Origin of the sequence: Paraburkholderia diazotrophica (assembly GCF_038900755.1) — a bacterium.
Taxonomy (GTDB): domain Bacteria; phylum Pseudomonadota; class Gammaproteobacteria; order Burkholderiales; family Burkholderiaceae; genus Paraburkholderia; species Paraburkholderia diazotrophica_A.
The window spans coordinates 386938-405433 of sequence record NZ_JBBPEN010000006.1; the positions used below are offsets into that span (position 1 = coordinate 386938).

The 18496-nt window shown below is 60.7% G+C and carries 18 protein-coding genes; 9 read left to right on the plus strand and 9 right to left on the minus strand.

Going from position 1 to position 18496, the window contains the following annotated elements:
• Nucleotides 1-152: 152 nt before the first annotated feature.
• The 3 genes from AABE10_RS21310 to AABE10_RS21320 all read left to right on the plus strand — a co-directional run bounded on the left by AABE10_RS21310 (nt 153) and on the right by AABE10_RS21320 (nt 3780).
• The gene (locus tag AABE10_RS21310) at nt 153-938 is read left to right on the plus strand and encodes an SDR family oxidoreductase (protein ID WP_342935222.1); all 786 of its coding nucleotides are present in this window, start codon (nt 153-155) and stop codon (nt 936-938) included.
• A 69-nt stretch (nt 939-1007) separates the two neighbouring features.
• Nucleotides 1008-1715, plus strand: a complete 708-nt coding sequence (locus tag AABE10_RS21315) for a ribonuclease activity regulator RraA (RefSeq protein ID WP_342935223.1) — start codon at nt 1008-1010, stop codon at nt 1713-1715.
• A gap of 250 nt (nt 1716-1965) precedes the next feature.
• Entirely contained in the window at nt 1966-3780 is a 1815-nt protein-coding gene (locus tag AABE10_RS21320) for a methyl-accepting chemotaxis protein (protein ID WP_342935224.1), read from the plus strand.
• A gap of 22 nt (nt 3781-3802) precedes the next feature.
• On the opposite strand, the gene epsC is transcribed toward AABE10_RS21320, so the two are convergent.
• The 9 genes from epsC to AABE10_RS21365 form a co-directional block, all read right to left on the minus strand.
• Nucleotides 3803-4618 carry a serine O-acetyltransferase EpsC gene (gene epsC / locus AABE10_RS21325; RefSeq protein ID WP_342935225.1) on the minus strand — a complete coding sequence of 272 codons (816 nt, stop codon included), beginning with the start codon at nt 4616-4618 and terminating at the stop codon, nt 3803-3805.
• Nucleotides 4618-5346, minus strand: a complete 729-nt coding sequence (locus AABE10_RS21330) for an amino acid ABC transporter ATP-binding protein (protein WP_342935226.1) — start codon at nt 5344-5346, stop codon at nt 4618-4620. The genes epsC and AABE10_RS21330 overlap by 1 nt, the downstream gene beginning before the upstream one ends.
• Nucleotides 5343-6080, minus strand: a complete 738-nt coding sequence (locus AABE10_RS21335; RefSeq protein WP_342935227.1) for an amino acid ABC transporter permease — start codon at nt 6078-6080, stop codon at nt 5343-5345. The genes AABE10_RS21330 and AABE10_RS21335 overlap by 4 nt, the downstream gene beginning before the upstream one ends.
• Before the next feature lie 8 nt (nt 6081-6088).
• Entirely contained in the window at nt 6089-6778 is a 690-nt protein-coding gene (locus AABE10_RS21340) for an amino acid ABC transporter permease (RefSeq protein ID WP_342935228.1), read from the minus strand.
• A 46-nt stretch (nt 6779-6824) separates the two neighbouring features.
• The gene (locus tag AABE10_RS21345; protein ID WP_342935229.1) at nt 6825-7634 is read right to left on the minus strand and encodes a transporter substrate-binding domain-containing protein; all 810 of its coding nucleotides are present in this window, start codon (nt 7632-7634) and stop codon (nt 6825-6827) included.
• Between the two features lie 25 nt (nt 7635-7659).
• Nucleotides 7660-8862 carry a pyridoxal phosphate-dependent aminotransferase gene (locus AABE10_RS21350; protein ID WP_342935230.1) on the minus strand — a complete coding sequence of 401 codons (1203 nt, stop codon included), beginning with the start codon at nt 8860-8862 and terminating at the stop codon, nt 7660-7662.
• A gap of 1072 nt (nt 8863-9934) precedes the next feature.
• Complete coding sequence (locus AABE10_RS21355; RefSeq protein ID WP_342935231.1) at nt 9935-10264, minus strand: fumarate hydratase; 330 nt, start codon at nt 10262-10264, stop codon at nt 9935-9937.
• Nucleotides 10149-11324, minus strand: coding sequence for a porin (locus AABE10_RS21360; RefSeq protein ID WP_342935232.1), 1176 nt, complete (start codon nt 11322-11324; stop codon nt 10149-10151). Before AABE10_RS21360 ends, AABE10_RS21355 begins: the two co-directional genes overlap by 116 nt.
• A 183-nt stretch (nt 11325-11507) precedes the next feature.
• Complete coding sequence (locus AABE10_RS21365) at nt 11508-12842, minus strand: MFS transporter (RefSeq protein WP_342935233.1); 1335 nt, start codon at nt 12840-12842, stop codon at nt 11508-11510.
• A 215-nt stretch (nt 12843-13057) separates the two neighbouring features.
• On the opposite strand from AABE10_RS21365, the gene AABE10_RS21370 reads away from it, so the two are divergent.
• The 6 genes from AABE10_RS21370 (at nt 13058) to AABE10_RS21395 (ending at nt 18361) form a co-directional block, all read left to right on the plus strand.
• Nucleotides 13058-14245, plus strand: coding sequence for a CaiB/BaiF CoA-transferase family protein (locus AABE10_RS21370; RefSeq protein WP_342935234.1), 1188 nt, complete (start codon nt 13058-13060; stop codon nt 14243-14245).
• Between the two features lie 32 nt (nt 14246-14277).
• Nucleotides 14278-14913 (plus strand): carboxymuconolactone decarboxylase family protein, encoded by a 636-nt coding sequence (locus AABE10_RS21375; protein ID WP_342935235.1) that lies wholly within the window; start codon nt 14278-14280, stop codon nt 14911-14913.
• A gap of 148 nt (nt 14914-15061) precedes the next feature.
• Nucleotides 15062-15826: a GntR family transcriptional regulator gene (locus AABE10_RS21380; protein WP_342935236.1), complete on the plus strand. Its 765-nt coding sequence runs from the start codon at nt 15062-15064 to the stop codon at nt 15824-15826.
• Between the two features lie 177 nt (nt 15827-16003).
• The gene (locus tag AABE10_RS21385; RefSeq protein WP_342935237.1) at nt 16004-16621 is read left to right on the plus strand and encodes a glutathione S-transferase N-terminal domain-containing protein; all 618 of its coding nucleotides are present in this window, start codon (nt 16004-16006) and stop codon (nt 16619-16621) included.
• Nucleotides 16611-17543, plus strand: coding sequence for an amidohydrolase family protein (locus tag AABE10_RS21390; protein ID WP_342935238.1), 933 nt, complete (start codon nt 16611-16613; stop codon nt 17541-17543). Before AABE10_RS21385 ends, AABE10_RS21390 begins: the two co-directional genes overlap by 11 nt.
• A 53-nt stretch (nt 17544-17596) precedes the next feature.
• Nucleotides 17597-18361, plus strand: a complete 765-nt coding sequence (locus AABE10_RS21395) for an enoyl-CoA hydratase-related protein (protein ID WP_342935239.1) — start codon at nt 17597-17599, stop codon at nt 18359-18361.
• Nucleotides 18362-18496 lie beyond the last annotated feature (135 nt).

The window sequence follows — 18496 nt, forward strand, 5'->3', positions numbered from 1 at the left end:
GGCGCGCCAGTTGGAAATAAATTCCGGTTTCGGTAGCTAAAAAGTCGCTTGTGGAATGATTACTCCGGACTCTACCATGCCCCTAAGGTCTGTGCGAGCGCGGCTAGTTTTGTGCTTGGACACCGGCTTTCGGCACACACATGAGGTCACGAATGGATCTTGGAATTTTTGGAAAGACCGCTCTCGTCCTAGGCGGCGCGGGTGGACTAGGTTCGGCGATCGCCTTTGCGTTGGCGCGCGAGGGGACATCGGTTGTCATCGCTGACCGCGATAGCCAAGCGCTCGATGCGGTGAGAGAGCGTCTGGTGGAATTGCAGTTGGATTGTCATTCGATCGTTTGGGACCTGGCCGATCTAGACACGGTAGATGAAAAAATCGCGTCTATCGAGTCGCGCCTGGGGACCGTCGATATCCTCGTCAACAACACCGGTGGACCGCCTCCTTCGGCGGCGCATGGGCTTGGTGCGGCAGTTTGGCGGGAGCACTTCGAGAAGATGGTTCAGGCACCCATAGCGATCACCGATCGTGTTTTGCCAGGCATGCGCGCGAAACGCTGGGGACGCATCATCACGAGCGCATCGTCGGGCGTAATTGCGCCGATCCCGAACCTGGCCGTTTCCAACGCGTTGCGCTCGACCCTGGTCGGGTGGTCGAAATCGCTGGCTAGAGAGGTTGCGGCGGACGGCGTGACGGCCAACATTATCGTTCCTGGGCGCATCGCGACGGCCCGCATCGCTTTCCTCGACGATCAGAAAGCAAAGAAAGAAGGAAAGCCGGTAGACGCAATCGCGGCAGAAAGTACCGCTTCAATTCCAGCGGGGCGTTACGGGCGCCCGGATGAGTACGCGGATATGGTCACCTTTCTTGCCAGCGAGCGCGCGTCTTATGTCACCGGCACGACCATACGCGTTGACGGTGGTCTGATCGCCAGCATCTAGCCTAACGAGCAATTTGCACCGGGATGCGTCTGTTGAACAAAGCTGCATGTTTACGATTGGGAAATTTCAATGATTGACAAAGACATTGTTGAGACGTTGTCGAAGGTGACGACTGCAACGTTAACGACGATTCTCTTCAAGAAAGGCTTGCGAAACGTCTGGCTGCGTCGAACGGCGCCGCTTTTCGATGGTCAACGCCGGATCGTGGGCGAAGCGTTCACGATGCGATTTGTGCCTGCGCGGGAGGACATTGCGACGCCAGCGGCCTGGTCGTCGCCAAAATCAACTCGTGCGGCCGTCGAAGCGATGCCGGAAGGGTGCGTAGTCGTCGCGGATACGATGGGCGTTGCTGATGCGGGAATTTTCGGGGATATCCTCTGCGCCCGCATGCATCAAAAAGGCGTAGCAGGGCTGGTGACGGATGGTGCTTTGCGCGATCGCACCGGCATCGCGGATGCAGGATTACCCGTGTGGTGCAGCGCGGTCGCTGCCCCACCGGCCGTCGCACAACTCGCCTTTGTCGACTGGCAAGAAACGATCGGATGCGGAGGCGTGGCCGTTATCCCGGGCGATGTCATCGTTGCTGATGACGACGGCGCAGTCGTCATTCCCGCCCAGTTGTTGAACGACGTGCTCGACGTCGCGCTAGCTCAGGAGCAAAGCGAATCATGGATTCTTAGGCAGGTGAAATCAGGGGCGCCGCTCAGCGGCCTTTATCCCATGAGCACGGACAATCAGGCTCGGTATGAAGCCGATGTCAGGGCAGGGTTGGTCTAAGTGCCGTTGAAGTGCCGAGGTATCGCACGATGCCCCGGCACTGCTATAGATCTTTATATCTTGGATTCTTCGCGGAATCTAATGATAAGGTATGCTGGAGATTTAGAGAAAAAGTCATCGATTGTTGGAAAATTAATCCGATAAAAAGAAATCAAGAAAGCGCATAAGTAGACGTTACTCCTCCTATCGGCGCGGCCATCAAGGCTCACTTGAATCAGTAAAAAATCGATAAGGCAAAAAAGGAGGCGTAATGAAAACCCTGCGTGTAAAAATAGCATTTATCTGCTTGCTCACAATTTCAGTTGCATTGACCGCAGTGTGCGCGATCAATTACTGGGTGAGCTCGACCTATAACGACGAGACGATCGCTCGCGATCTTCAGACCATCACGAACGGATACGCCGGCTCCATCGGTGAGTGGATCAAAGCTCGCAAGAGCATGACGTCTGCGATAGGTTCGGGTCAACTCGGCGATTCGGCGCAGGACGCGGTGACGCAGTTGATGGCCTCTGGCGGTTTCTCTTCGGCATACGTTGGATTCCCGAACAAGGACGTAGTCCGTAATCGTGGGCATGCACCCGTCAAGGCGGGATACGATCCGACCGTCAGGCCCTGGTATCGATCGGCCATACAAGCAGGCAGTGTTGTCCTGACAGAACCATATCGGGACGCAAACACAGGTGGACTCGTCGTAACATTTGCCGCCCCCGTAGTGAAGGATGGCGCTCTACTGGGCGTCGTGGGAGCCGACATTCCCCTGGATAGTGTTATCGCCATTGCGAACAGCATTCATCCGACGCCATCCAGCTTCGCGTTCCTTGTCAGTTCCGACGGGAAGGTCATCGCTCATCCCGATCCCCAACTGATCTTGAAGGAGGCGTCCGTGATGGCGCCTCAACTGGACGCGGCAGGGCTCGCAAGATTGTCGGCTGCCAATAAGCCGCAGAGCGTTTCGATTGATGGACAGTCCGCACTTTTGAAGGCTAGCAAAATACCCGGGACGGACTGGACACTGGTCACGGCGCTCAATGCAGCGGAGGCCACGGCTGGAATGCGCGCGACGGCAAAGACGTCAATTTTATTGACGCTTGCGGTTAGCATCGGCGCCTTCATGTCGACGATGTCGCTGCTGAGCGTTCCGTTTCGGCGTTTGCGTTCGGCCGTGGAGGCGATGCAGTCCATTGCATCCGCGGAAGCGGACCTTTCGCGCCGATTGCCCGAGGGCGCTGGCGACGAGGTCACGTTAATCTGCCGTGCATTCAATGCTTTCGTCTGCAAGATCGAGGAGGTTCTTGTGCGGGTACACGAGAGCAGCATGAACGTGAAAGGCGCGGCATCGGAAATCGCGTCTGCAAACCAGAGCGTGGCCTCTCGAACGGAAAGCACTGCAAGTGCACTGCAGCGGACCGCCGGCACGATGGATCAACTGAACGATGCCATTCAGCAGTCGGCGCAAGCAGTGGGTGTGGCAAATAACCTGGCGGCTCGTGCATCGAGCCTTGCGGAAGAGGGTGGGAACGTCGTGGCGCAGATGGTCGCGACCATGGCCGAAATTGCCGATGCGTCAAAGCAGGTCTCTGATATTACCAGTGTCATCGACGGCATTGCTTTTCAAACGAATATCCTCGCGCTGAATGCAGCCGTAGAAGCAGCACGGGCCGGTGAAATGGGCCGGGGTTTTGCTGTCGTAGCTGCGGAAGTACGCGCGCTGGCGCAGCGCAGCGCGACCGCCGCCCGCGAAATCAAGCGGCTGCTGGAGCAATCCGGTGATGTCGTTGAATCAGGACATGGACACGCGTCACGCGTTGGGCATGCGATGTACGAAATGTCTGCAAGCATCAAGGCGCTGAGCTCGACAATGGCGGTGCTGGACGTCACTTTCACGGAACAGACAAGCGGTGTAAGCGAAGTTAGAAGGGCAGTCATGCAGCTTGACGATTCTGCGCAACGCAATGCCGCGATTGTCGAGCAGACCTCGGCGGCTACGGATGCCCTGCGTGACGAGGCACGACGTCTGTACGAGCAGGTGGACCAGTTCAAACTTGCTACTACGCCAGATTGTTGAAAAAGTCAGTAAATCCGATCGCTCACCAGCACTGTGTCATGGATTCCGCCGGCGCAGCGACTTGTTGATGCGTCGGCGGATTCCCCTTCCGGATCGTTGCCGGAATGCCGACGGCAGTTGCGTACGCCGGGACGTCGACGAGGACGACGCTACCTGCGCCGATCCTCGCATTGCGCCCGATGGTAATCGCGCCGAGCAAAATGGCGCCTGCCCCGAGCAATACGCCGTCACCCACCTTGGGATGTCGATCTCCGGCATCCTTACCCGTGCCGCCGAGCGTAACCGCCTGCATGATCGAGACGTTGTCTCCCACGGTCGCGGTCTCTCCAATCACGATCCCCGATGCGTGGTCAAGCATGACGCCGATGCCGATGCGACACGCTGGGTGGATGTCCACTGCAAGCTTGCGAGCGACCACGGATTGCAGACCTCGGGCGAGTTCGGTTCGTCCTGCGTTCCAAAGAGAGTGAATTGCCCGGTGACACAACAAGGAAGTGAACCCCTTGTGATCGAGCACAACGGCTAACGGGGAACGAGTGGCAGGGTCGCGTCGGAGAACGGCATCGATGTCAGCGATAGCGTATCGCTCGAGTTCGGAATGCTGACTGAAAAGCGTTCGAAACAAATGGAGCAAGACGCGATAGGGCATTTCGGTTTGCTCAAGTTCAGCGGCCAGCATTCTCGACAGGATGGCTGGCAGATCTTGGGTCTCACCGATGCGTCGGCGCAGCAGATTACGGAGCAGCGGCTCGCGCGCCGCGATTTCCGCCGATTCACGGATCAATCGGCCCGCAAGCTCGCCACCACCTGTTTCCTGCCTGTTCAAGCTATCGTTCATCACGCAGCACGGATGTCGGATATAAATCTTTGCGCGCGGGGATGCCCCGGAGCATTGAAGAATTCGTCAGGACTTCCGCGCTCGAGTACCTGCCCGTCCGCCATGAACCACACGCGATCCGATACCTCGCGAGCAAATCCCATTTCGTGCGTGACACATATCATAGTCATGCCATCCGCCGCCAGGTTCTTCATGACTTGTAGCACTTCTCCGACCATTTCCGGGTCGAGCGCGCTTGTGGGTTCGTCAAACAGCATCACGGGCGGATCCATCGCCAGTGCGCGTGCAATGGCTACGCGTTGTTGCTGGCCGCCGGATAGCTGTGCGGGATAGGCGTCAGCCTTGTTGCGTAAAGCCACCCTTTCCAGTAGCTCAAGCGCGCGTTCCGCTGCGGCCTTGCGCGATGTTCCGCGGACATTGACCGGAGCGAGTGCAATGTTCTCACTCACGGGCAGATGCGGGAAAAGATTGAACTGCTGAAACACGAAACCTATACGGCTACGCAACTGGTTGATCCTGGCGGACGGATCGTGGATGTCGTTACCGTCTACCAGTACATGGCCGTCCTGGATCGACTCGAGTCGGTTGACGGTGCGGATAAGCGTTGATTTTCCGGAGCCCGATGGCCCGCAGACGACTACGACTTCGCCTTTTTCGACGCGCTCCGTGACGTCGTTGAGCGCGTGATAAGCGCCGTACCATTTGTTCACGTTCCTGAATTCGATCATGACGATGCTTTCATCAAAGGGGAGTTAGGCGATTGACTGACATTGGCTCGTGCGGTCCGCCGGCGGAGAATCTTTCGCTCGAGAAGCCCGGACAGGCGGTTGAGGGAATAGCAGATCAAAAAATAGATCGCGGCCAGGATGACATACACTTGAAACGGCTGGGTCAGTAGTTGTGCATTAATGCCGTTCGCCTCGAACGTGGCCTCGTGCGCACCAATGATGTAGGCCAGCGAGGTGTTCTTCACGATGAGGATGAACTGGTTCATCATGCTCGGAAGGCAGTTGAACAACGCCTGTGGCAGCACGACAGTGCGAAGCGTCTGCCAATATCCCAATCCGAGAGATCGCGCCGCCTCGGTTTGACCTTTGGGAAGTGCAACGAGGGCCGCCCGTATTGCTTCGCCGAGGTAGGCGCCCTCATACACGATCAGCGCGCAGACGACGGTGACGGCAGGTGATGTGTCTATACCTGTGGCTAGCGGCAGGACAAAGTATGACCAGAAGATGATGAGTAGAACAGGGATTCCGCGCACGGCGTAAACATAGACGGTCGCACAGCGTCGCACAAAACTCAGCGGGCTCGTTCTCGCGATAGCGACCGACAATGCGACCGGAAACGCAAAACAGAGCGCGGTGAAAGACATGATCAACGTAAGTGCGATGCCGCCCAGTGGGCCGTTGGGATATCCACCGATCAACAAAGACGTTCCAAACTGCGACAAAATATCTACCATGACAACCTCTATCGCGCCATAGCGGCGGGCCGCTGGAACCTGTTTCCGATCGACATAATGCTCAGCGTGCAGGCCAGGTAAGCAACAGTGGGAACAAAGTATGCCGCGAACGTTGCATATGTTTCACCGTCTACCTGCCGTGCGACGTACATGATTTCGCTGACTCCGATTGCCATGGCAAGGCTTGTTGTTTTGAGGAGGCTGAGCGCCTGATTGACAAGTGCGGGAAGCGCATTGCGAATTGCCTGGGGAACCAGCACCAACTGCATCGCTCGCAGATAATTCATCCCGAGCGCGCGGGCCGCCTCCATCTGTCCGTATGACACTGCCCGGAAGCCGCTACGCAGATCTTCGGAGATATAGGCCGCTGAGTTGAGGGCCAGCGCGATGACTGCGTAGGCGAAGCCACCTACGTGGCCGTTAGCCCAGTTTTGCCAGGAAGCCGGGAAGATTTGAGGGACACCGAAGTACCAGACAAGGAATTGCACGATGCTGGGTACGTTGCGGTGATACTCGACAAAAGCGGCCACGATGGCGGACGGCGCCCGGCCGGACATGCGCAGCACCACCAGCAGACACCCGAGCAGATAGGCCAATATTGCGGAAGCGAAAAATAGCTCGATCGTCGTCACTAGCCCGTCGAAAAACGATCGCAGGATGTCGGGATCCGCCAGAATTGAAAATGTATGCGCGTTCATTGTTACCACCCCTGAAACTGCTGCCGGAGATTTCGGCAGCACGTGTTCACTGGAATTGCGATATCGGCGTGACCTTCTTCTCGCGCTTGAGCTTGTACTCGGTCGTGGGGCCGAACCAGCGGTCCCAGATTACCTGCAGGCGCCCGGAGGCTTCGAGCTTGTTCAGCGACGCATTGATCGCGGCGAGTAGCGCGGGCTCGCCTTTCTTGACGCCTATGCAGTCCGGCTCCCAGTGCAATGGCTGATCAAGAAATACGGTCTGACCGTTAGAGCGATTGCGAAACCCTACGGCGCCTCCTAACGACATGGCCATGCCTTGCACCTTGTTTTGCTGGAGCGCGAGGTACGCCGACGCGCCATCGTCGAAGGTGACAATGTTGCTGTCCGTCAGTACCTGTCGAGCAAAGAGCTCCGGCGTCGACGCCCGAATCGCGCTGATGCTTTTTCCTTTCAGGTCCGCGAGCGTTTTGAGGCCCGAATCCGACTTGACCAGTACCGGAATTGGCATCTGGTAGTAGGCCGAGGAAAAGTCGATCTGCTTGGCACGTACAGGTGTGTAGCCCATGGCCGCTGCGACGACGTTGACTCGGCCGGTCAGAAGGGCTGGAATGCGACCCTCCACCGATAGGGTCTTCACGTCGAGCTTGACGTTCAGGTCCTGCGCGATGGCAGCGCATACGTCGACGTCAAAACCGACTACGGAACGTGTCTTCGAATCCTGATAGCCGAGCGGCACGATGTCGCCGAACACGCCACATGTCAGCGTGCCGCTCGCTTTGATATCCGCGAGCTCGTCTGCATGAGCATTGAGGCTGAGCGCGCAGCAGACTGTCAGAAGGGTTGCGAGTGGTTTCACTATGTCTCCTTGGTTTTGGGGCTAGTTATCGAAGTTGCTCGCAGGCCTGCAGGATGCGGTCACACGCCTTGGTGATGACTTCCATCGAAGTGGCGAACGAAATCCGGAACGCTGGCGAGAGTCCGTACGCGGCTCCCTGCACGGTCGCGACCTTAAATTCATCGAGCAGATACATGACGAAGTCGCTATCATCTTTGATGATCTTGCCCGTACGCGTGGTCTTCCCGATATGCGCCGCACAGGACACGTAAACGTAGAACGCCCCTTCGGGTCGCGGGCAACTCAGCCCAGCTTTCCCGTCGAGAAGGGAAACGATCAAGTCGCGCCTGGTGCGATAGGTCTTTCGCCATTCCCCGAAGAAGTCAAATGGGCCCGATAGAGCAGCAAGTGCGGCTGCCTGGCTCACTGCGGCGGGATTGCTGGTGCTCTGGGACTGCAGTTTTTCCATTGCTTTGATAAGGTGAACCGGACCCGCGGCATAGCCGATTCGAAAGCCCGTCATGGAATACGCTTTGGACACACCGTTGATCGTCAGGGTGCGATCCGCGAGATCTGGGTTGACCGCCGCAAAAGTAGCAAACTGAGCGGCGTCATAGAGCAGGTGCTCGTAGATGTCGTCGGTCATGACATAAACGTGCGAGAAATCGCGCAGCACGTCACCGAAGCTCCGTAACTCACTCGCGGTATAGGTGGCGCCGGTCGGGTTATTTGGGGAGTTCAACACGAGCCACTTCGTACGCGGAGTGATCGCGGCTCGCAACTGAGAGGCCGTTACCTTGAACTGCTGCGTCGCGTCGGCCGTGATCACTACTGGAACGCCGCCATTGAGTCTGACAATGTCCGGATACGAAACCCAGTAAGGTGCGAGTACGACAACTTCGTCGCCGCTATCGATAGTGCAAGTCAGAGCGTTGTAGATGATCTGTTTCGCGCCGTTCGCGACGGAGACCTGCTCTTGCGTTATCCGTAAGCCGTTTTCGCGTTCGAACTTGGATACGATTGCCCTCTTGAGATCGGCTGTGCCGTCAGTCGCGGTGTATTTAGTTGCGCCCGCGCGCATAGCATTTGCTGCGGCTTCGACGATGTGCGGGGGGGTGGGAAAATCTGGCTCTCCCGCGGTCATGTTGCAGATGTCGACGCCTTCAGCGGCGAGTGCTTTGGCCCGCGTCATTGCCGTGAGACTCGGGGACGGCTGAATACGCGCGAGACGCGTTGCAAGGAAGATCATGAATGGGCACCGTCAGGTTAAATGTGCCCTAACTTTGCGACGGGTCCACATAGTCGTCAAGGGAATATTTGGACACTGTCATTGTCCTTTTTGGAACGCTTCGTTATCTCTGTCGTTGGGGTGCAATCGTTCAGCTGAGCAGCGCGATGTGCAGAGTCGCGGCCGAGAGCGATCGGGATCGCACGCCCTTATTACAGGCGTGCGATGCCGCGTGCAATCTGGAAGGCAAGTTCGTTCTCCAGCCGTGTGCGCCGTGATGAAGTCAGAAGCGGGGTCGTGTCCGCTCTGTCCGGTCAGGCCTGCACCGTCTACGTGAGCCGGTCGTTGTCCGCGTCGATTCCGGGTAGACCGATCCACTGCCTCGGTGACTGTGATCCGTTGGAATGCCGAAGGGTTGGCTGGGCTTCGATTGCTCGCGCAGTGACCGGGTTCTCCTCGATCCGGCTGCGCACCTTGCTCCGGAAGTCCGGTTGCCAATCCGGCGTTGGCTTCGAGCGTGGATTGACAATGCGCGGCAGCCATCGAAGCTGCTCAACGTCAAGCGGGCAAGCGCTCGTGCGTAGCGGAGCTGGTCACGCACGCGAGGGACAGAGGTTCCGCGCGCGACGTGCACTTCCGCCAGGGCATCCTCGCGAGCAGGACGTGGAGGAGTGGCAGCAACCTGCAGGACGCAAGGTGCAGGTTCGCGCGACTCTGGAGGCTGGCTTTGCGCCGCACCTGGCGGTGAATCGTACGCCGCAACTGCGCGACTGCACCAGCCCGAGCAACACTAGATTCCAGGGTTCTCGAGCCTTGCACGGCGCTCAAATGCGTGACCCGAGTCCGACCGGCAATGACGGGAGGCGTCGGCCGCACTGCGCCGACGCCGTGCCGGAGAGTAAGTCGGTTGCAGCATCGGCCAGAAGCCCTGGAAGAGAGAATCCCGCAGTAAAAATTGTTGCAATATCTAACCGTTGCCGATCATGCATGGGACATGCAACAGCCGCTGCCGACTGCTAGAAAGATCGAATCGCCCATAATCATTGACGGCCTCGTGAGACCGCTATATCCGCAGGCCGGTACATCAAGGACGCTACCGGCCGGAGCGACACCCTTCGACCGGCGTGTCGCGCAGTGCGCCGTCCTTACCGATGCGCACGTGCGTCCGCCGGTCGATCCAGCAGTTGAAGCGCACGGCGACCGGCGTGAAGCCGCGGCTGCTGGCGTAGTCGATATGAACGGCCATCGCGATAGCGTCGCCGCCAGTGTCCGTCGGACCAAAGCCGGTCGCGTTGATTGGCGCAGGGTCAGAACTTGTGACGCAAGCCGACCCGCACCACCTTGATGCTGTCGGAAGACGACGGCGCGAGCACATTGATCGCCGCAACCGCCGGCGTATTGGTCGAATCGGTGCCCGACGCATGCTGGTAGATCACGGACAGATACACGTCGGTCGTCTTCGACAGGAAGTAGTGCGTGCTGGCCTCAGCCTGGTGGTAGATCGCGCCTTCGTTCACGTTATTCGAGCCGCTCTTCGTGTAGTCGTACGCGATGCCGGCCATCCACGTCGGCGTGATCTGATAGCTGAAGTTCGCTTCGGCGTTGTTGAAGGTCTCTTTGCCGGTGTAATGCGCGGCGTTCGGCCCGGACGTGGTGTCGCCCATGCCGCGGAAGGTGATGTTCGAGTACGTCGCGCCGAACGTCGCGTTGCCGATCGTATACGACGCGCCGACGCCGATGTCCTGATACGAATGCGCGGACAGATAGCCCCGATACACCGGCGACGACGCATTGGCCGCGGCGGCGGTCGCGGTCGTCGACGAGTTGCCGCCAAACAGGCTGGTGTTCGGGTTGCGCGCGTTCAGGTAGCCGACGCCTATCGAGAACGGACCGTGCGTGTACGCGGTGCCGAGCGACCAGATCTGATTGCGGGTTTCGTCGCCCGCCGTGCCGCCAAAGCTGTATAACCCGCCGAACGACAGGCCGTTGTAGTTGACGCTGGTGAACTTGACCGAGTTGTTGCTGCGGAAGCTGTAGTTGAAATTGTCGAGATCGCCGGGGTGCGCGGAGATATAGCCGCCCCACTGATTGCTGACGGAGTACTGGCTGACGAAGTCGATCAGCGAATCGTACTGACGGCCGAAGGTCAGCGTGCCGTAGCGGCTGGACAAGCCCACGTACGCCTGGCGGCCGAATAGCAGGCCGCCCTGGCCGAGCTTGCCGTTGGTGATGTCGAAGCCGTTTTCGAGCCGGAAAACCGCTTTCAGGTCGCCGCCGAGATCTTCGGCACCGACGAAACCGAAGCGACTGCCCTGGTTGACGCCGCTCGTCATCGCGACAAGGCGGCCGCCAGATGCATTCGACTGATAGTTCAGACCGACGTCCACGATGCCGTACAGCGTGACGCTGCTCTGCGCGTGCGCGGAAGTGCAGGCGACGGTCGCGACCGCGAGTGCGCAAAGCGAGGGTGAGCGGTTTTTCATTGGTAGTCTCCGTTATTGAATGCTTCTCGTGCGGTTGCGCGTGGCTCTAGTCACGGCGCGACGCGACACGCGCTGACCGGCAGCATGCCGGCGCGAGCGTGGTCATCGTCGTGAGGGAAGCGAAGCGGTGCGCCGGCGTTCGTGCGAGTGGAAGCAATAAGCGCCGGCATTCTCGCGGATGCGTCAGTGCCGCGCGTCGGCTGAGTCGTGTCGGCCCATCGCGATTACGGTGACTGCGCCGACCAGCATCAACGCCGCGAGGTAGTACTGGCCGGCCGCGAGCGTACGCGTAGTCTCGTTGAGCCAGCCGACGATGCCGGGGCTCACGAGGCTGCCGAGTCCGGCCAGCGTGCTGATCAACGCGATGCCGCCGGCAGCCGCCTGCTTGCTCAGATACAGACTCGGCATCGCCCAGAACGGCCCCATCGCGGCGAACGTGCCGGCGGCCGTGACGATCAGCGCGACCACGGACAGCGCCGGGCTGGTCGACACCAGCGGCATCGCGGCCCAGCCGGCCGCTGCGGCGATCCCGGCCAGCGCCGCATGCCAACGGCGCTCCTTACGTGCATCCGAATGACGCGCGACGAGATACTGGCAGACGAAGCCGGCGATATACGGTAACGCCGACAGCAGACCGAGCGTCCACAGGTCGGTCACGCCGGTGCGGCGGATGATCGTCGGGAGCCAGAAGAATACGTTGGACGTGCCGGCCAGCAGTGCCACGCCCATGCCGGTCAGCAGGTAGAAGCGCGGCGAGCGCAGCGCGGTGGCAAACGACTTGTGCTCGCTGCGGCTGGTGCTCTCGCGATCGGCGCGCAGATCACCCTCGATGATCGCGAGTTCTTCCGGATTGAGCCAGGGCGCGGTGGCGGGCGTGTCCGGCAGCATGCGTGCCACAAAGAACATCAGCACGAGCGCCGGCAGGCCTTCGATCAGGAACAGCCAGCGCCAGCTCTGCAAACCGAGCACCCCGTGCATCGTGTGCAAGATGAGGCCGGAAACCGGACTGCCGATCACGCCGGCAATCGGAATCGACGCCATGAACAACGCCGTGAAGCGGGCGCGTCGCGAGATCGGCACCCAGTAAGTCAGATACAGCAGGATGCCGGGAAAGAGCCCGGCTTCAGATGCGCCGAGCAGAAAACGCCATAGATAATAGCTATCTTGGCCGCTCATTGCCGCGAGTCCAGCCGAGCATACGGCCCACAAAAGCATGATGCGCAAGAAGGTGCGCCGTGCACCGATGCGTTCGAGCAGCAGGTTGCTCGGCACCTCGAACAGCATGTAGCCCGCATAGAAAATGCCCGCGCCGATGCCGAACACCGATTCCGACAGCCCGAGGTCGTGGAGGAATCTGAGCTTGGCGAAGCCGACGTTCGAGCGGTCGATGAACGCGACGACGTATAGCAGCATCAGCATCGGCATCAGCCGCCACAGCAGCTTGCGATAGACCAGTTGTTCCGCCTGCGCGGTGTCGGGGAGCGTGCCGGTTTTAGGCGCGGTGGTTTGGACAGCCACGGAAGTCTCCTGGTTTCTGTTCGTGTTGGGCGGCGCACTCTGCGGTGGCCTCGACAAGCCGGATTAAAAAGCCGTCGCGTGTAAAAGTCAATAACATGACCTTTAGGGTTTTCACGAGACTATAAAGGTCAAAAACATGGTTTAATGATCGAGAGGCGCGCGCCGTTAAGCGGTCATGCCCGCATTTCCCGAATTCCAGCAGACGGACATATTCAATGAGCGGACCTCTCTCCCACATTCGCGTGCTCGATCTCAGCCGCATCATGGCCGGCCCGTGGAGCGGCCAGATTCTCGCGGATCTCGGCGCCGATGTGATCAAGGTCGAACGGCCAGGCAAAGGCGACGACACCCGCAGTTGGGGCCCGCCGTTCCTCAAGGATGCGCAGGGCAAACCGTCGCAGGAGTCGGGCTACTTCCTGTCCGTCAACCGCGGCAAACGCTCCGTGACGGTCGATCTCGCGACGTCAGAAGGCCAGGACACGGTGCGCGCGCTCGCCGCGCAATCCGACGTGGTGCTCGAAAACTTCAAGGCGGGCGCGCTCAAACGCTACGGGCTGGGCTACGACGACCTAAAGGCTGCGAAACCCGACATCATCTACTGCTCGATCACCGGCTTCGGCCAGGATGGTCCGAAAGCCGACAACGCCGCCTACGACTTTATGATCCAGGCGATGGGCGGGCTGATGAGCGTGACCGGCGCGCGTGACGGCGAACCTGGCGGTGGCCCCCAGAAGGTGGGCGTACCGATCGTCGATATCATGACCGGCATGTACGCGACCATCGGCATTCTCGCGGCGCTCGCGCATCGCGCGCAAACCGGCGAGGGCGAGCATATCGATCTCGCGATGCTCGACGTGCAAGTTGCGTTCCTTGCGAATCAGGCTATGAACTATCTCGTGTCTGGCAAGCCGCCAGCACGCAACGGCAACAAGCATCCGAACATCCAGCCGCAAGACGTATTCCGCTGCCGCGACGGCTATCTGGTGCTGGCGGTCGGCAACGACGGGCAGTTCCGCAAGTTTGCGGAGGTAATCGGCCATGCCGAACTGGCCGACGAAAAGCGTTTCGCCACTAATGCGCAGCGCGTGCGTAATCTGCCGACGCTGCATGCGTTGATCTCGTCGGCGCTGCTCGAAGACGACCTCGCAGTCTGGCTGGCGAAGCTGGACGCCGCCGCCGTGCCGTGTGGTCCGATCAATACGATTCCGATGGTGTTCGACGATGCGCAGGTAAGGCATCGCGAGATGCTGCGCCATCTGCCGCATCCGGTGTCGGGCACCGTGCCGCAGGTCGTGAGCCCGCTGCGTCTGCGCAATGCGCCGCTCGTCTTTGACCGCGCGCCGCCGACGCTCGGCCAGCACACGGACGAAGTGCTGCGCGAACTTGGCATCGAGGCGCGTTAACGCGCCGCACTTTCTCTCCACGAGGACTTATCTTGGCTCGCATTCCCCTGTTTTCTCCCGACTCAATGACGCCGGACCAGGAGCGTGTCTATCGCGCGGTGATCGACGGTCCGCGCGGTACGATCGTTGGCCCGTTGCGCGCCGCGCTGCATTCGCCAGAACTCGCGGACCGCTGGCAGCGTTTTGGCGAAATCCTGCGCTACGGCACTTCGCTGCCGGCGTGGGCCACTGAACTGGCGATCGTCGTGACCGCGCGTCGCTGGAACAGCCAGCTTGAATGGCATATTCACGCGCAGGCCGCGGCGGCGGCGGGCATCGACGAGGCGTCGCTCGACGCTATCCGTCGTGGCGACGACGTGCGTTTCGAGGATCCGCAGCAAGCCGACGTCTATGAATTCGCGCGCCAGTTGCAGCAGGGCGGCAATGTCGGCGATGCGGTCTATCAGCGTGTGATGGAACGATGGGGCACGGTGGGCGTGGTGGAACTGGGTGCGGTGATCGGCTATTACACGCTGGTGTCGATGACGCTCAATCTGCACGAGATTCCGCTGCCCGACAGCGTGCGCGCGCCGCTCGAACCGCTTGCGCACGCGAGCACAACGGACTCGGCTGACGAGCCGTCGTTGCCGGTGCTGAAGCCGGCTGGCGTGCCGCAGGCGCAGCACTAGAAACCCGCAACGACGCGGCGCGATCTCTATGTCCATAAAGCTAGACGATCGGCTTTTTGCTTTACACTGGCGAGGCTCATCCGCGCGCCTCGGCCCGTCGCCCCATGTGGCGGGTCTGGAAGCGCATTCGACCTTTTCCGGAGTTGCAATGGCGACAGAGGCTGCCGTCAAATCTTCCCCTCCACGCCCGATCGATTTCAGTCTGAGCGGCGTGGCCCGTTACATCCAGCTTGCCACGCTGTTCCGGCGGCGCATCGAGGCCGGCCAATGGGCCGTCGGCCAGCAGATTCCCACGGTCGACGAACTGGCGGACGAATGCGCGGTGGCGCGTGCGACGGTGCGCCAGGCGCTTGATATTCTCGAAGCCGATAGGCTGATCGAACGCTTTCGCGCAAAGGGCACGTTCGTGACCCAGAAACCGCAGAGCCAGCTGTGGTGCGCGGTGCCCACCGATCTTTCGGGTCTGCTGCTGGCCGCCGAAGGCGCCAGCATAGAGTTGCTCAAAAGCGAGAAGGGCGTGATACCCGCGCATATCCAGCACGGCATCGGCACGCTTGCGCCGTCGTATCAGCATTGGCGTCGGCGACATTCGCGCGAGGGTCAGCCCTACTACCTCGGCGATGCATATGTTGACGAGCGTTTGGCTCGACGCATCCCGAAGTCCGCGTTCCGCAAGCACACGACCATGCGCATCCTGCGTGACATGCCTGGCCTCGAACTGAAGGAGATCGACCAGACACTGACCGTCGGCACTGCCGACGTCGAGTTGTCGCGCATGCTCGAAATTCCGCTGAATGCGCCGGTCGCGCACGTCTATCGCACCGCTATCGATAGCGAAGGCACGGTGGTGTTCGTCGGCAATGGCGTGTATCGCGGCGACGTGGTGCGGCTCGATATCAAGGTGGAACTGTAGTCAGCGGAGAGCGACTATGCGCGGCCGATGAGCGTTCCGGTCGGACGTAACACGTCGTCGGTGTCTTTGCTCATGGGTGTTCCGTTCGTATGGGCTAAAAAGCTGAATTATCAGCTTTTACGGTTGTGTCATCGGGCAGCGGGCAAAGTCCGCTGCAAAAAACTTGAGGATCACTTGATGAAACTGCATTGGTCGCCACGTTCGCCGTTTGTGCGCAAGGTGATGGTATGCGCGTACGAGCGGGGTATCGCCGATCGCTTCGAATGCGTGCGCACGCCGGTTGCGATGGATACGCCGAACCCCGCTTTGCTGCACGATAACCCGCTCAGCAAGTTGCCGACGCTGGTGCTTGACGACGGTAGCGCGCTGTTCGATTCCTCAGTGATCTGCGAGTACCTCGACACGCTGCACCACGGCGCGCGTCTGTTTCCAGCAAGCGGCACCGAGCGATTCCGCGCGTTGCAGCAGCAGGCGTTCGCCGATGGTCTGCTTGACATCTATCTGCTGCTGCGTCAGGAGCGCAACAAACCGCCAGCGCAGCAGCGTCCGCAGTGGCTCGACGCGTTCAAGGTGAAGTCCGATGCGTCGCTCGACGCGCTAGAGAAGCTCGCGCCGTCGCTGCGGCAGGACGGAATACAAATCGGCGACATCGCAATCGCCTGCACGCTGGCATGGCTCGATTTCCGTTTGCCCGATCTGGAATGGCGCAAAGGGCGGCCCGCGTTGGGCGCGTGGCACGCGTGCTTTGCCGCGCGCGATGCGATGCGACGCACGGAGCCCGGCGATGGCGAATGACACGTTGAACTTGTTTCCCGCTTCCGCCAATCCGCTGCGTCCCACTGACGTGGTGCCCGCAAAGATGCCACATGCGCCTGCCGCGCCGCTGCCGCCCGATGCGTGCGACGCGCACTCGCATGTGTTCGGTCCGTACGCGCGTTTCCCGTTCTCCACGCCGTCCAGCTATCCGCCGCCGCTCGCGCCGTTCGACGCCTATCGGACGATGCTCGACACGATCGGCGCGCGGCGCGGCGTGCTGGTGCAGCCTGCGCCGTACGGCACCGACAACAGCGCGTTCGCCGACGCATTGGTGCGCGGCGACGGGCGGATTCGCGGCGTCGCCGTGCTCGACGCCGATGCCGACGACGCCACGCTGACCTCGCTCGATCAATGCGGCGTGCGGGCGTTGCGCTTCAATGAAATGCCGAGCCCGCTGACCGGCAAGCCATATGCGGGCAGCGTCGGACTCGCCGCCGCGCTTGCGCTGGCAAGCCGCATGCGCGATCTCCGCTGGCACGCGCAGGTGTGGGCACGTTGCGCCGACATTCCATCGCTCGCCGACAGACTCGCGAGTGTCGGCCTGCCGATCGTGTTCGAGCACATGGGGTGCTTCGATCCAGCGCTCGGCACAGCGCATCGCGACTTCCAGAATCTGCTTGCGTTGCTGCGCGAAGGGCGCATCGCCGTGAAGCTTGCCGTCTGCCGCGTGTCGAAACAGGCGCCGAATTACGCCGACCTGCGGCCATTCCACAACCAGATGATTGAAGCGAATCCGCGACAGCTCGTATGGGCGTCCGACTGGCCGTATGTGCGGATGGGGGACACAGCGCCCGATGTCGGCGCGCTGCTCGATACGTTCCGCGAATGGGTTGACGACGCGGCGATCCGCCAGGCGATCCTCGTTGACAACCCGGCGCGCCTGTACGGCTTCGACGGCTAAACACCGGCGTTCGACCTTCCAACACTGTTGCACAGATAGAAGCAGGAGACAGCATGTCATTGAATCTGGAAAAGCGCGCCGATGGCGTGGCCATCGTGATGCTCGATCGTCCGCCCGTGAATGCGCTGACGCTCTCGCTGTATGGCGAGATCGCCGACCTGTTCGAATCGCTCGGCAAGGACATGGACGTGCATTGCGCGGTATTCACCGGCGCGGGCCGGCGCGCATTCTGCGCGGGCCTCGATCTCGACGAATTTCTGCGCGCGACGCCCGAGGAAGATCCGGCGCGCGCTGCGATCGTGCGCCGCACGTTTTCCGCCGTGTATCGCTGTGCGATTCCGGTGATCGCGGCGATCAACGGTCCGGCGCTCGGCGCGGGTTCCGTGGTTGCCACAGTCTGCGACGTCCGGATCGCGTCGAGTGCGGCGCGCTTCGGTACGCCTGAGATCAACATCGGTCGTTGCGGCGGCGCCGCGCATCATGGCCGGCTGATTCCGCAAGGCGCGCTGCGCCGCATGTATTTCACCGGCGAGCCGATCAGTGCGCAGGAAGCGTTCCGCCTCGGTCTAGTCGACGAAGTCGTCGAGCCGGACGACGTGATGCAGACCGCGCTCGCGCTCGCGACGAAGATCGCCTCCAAGAGTCCGCTCGGGCTGCGCTACGCGAAGCAGGCGCTGAACGATATCGAAGCGATGCCGCTTGAGGCCGCCTATCAGCACGAGCAGGGCTTCAGCACGAAGCTGATGCATACGGAAGACGCACGCGAAGCGACGCGCGCGTCGATCGAAAAACGTGCGCCGGTGTTCAAGGGCCACTAATACCTTCTCTGTCGGCCGCTTCAGATTGCGCGCAGTTCCGCCGCTCTCAACACGTCTGGCGCGGCGGCGCCGACAGCGCGCATGCGACGAACATGCATCGCGCGTCGCCGTCACGTGCGGCCCGTCATTCGCCAC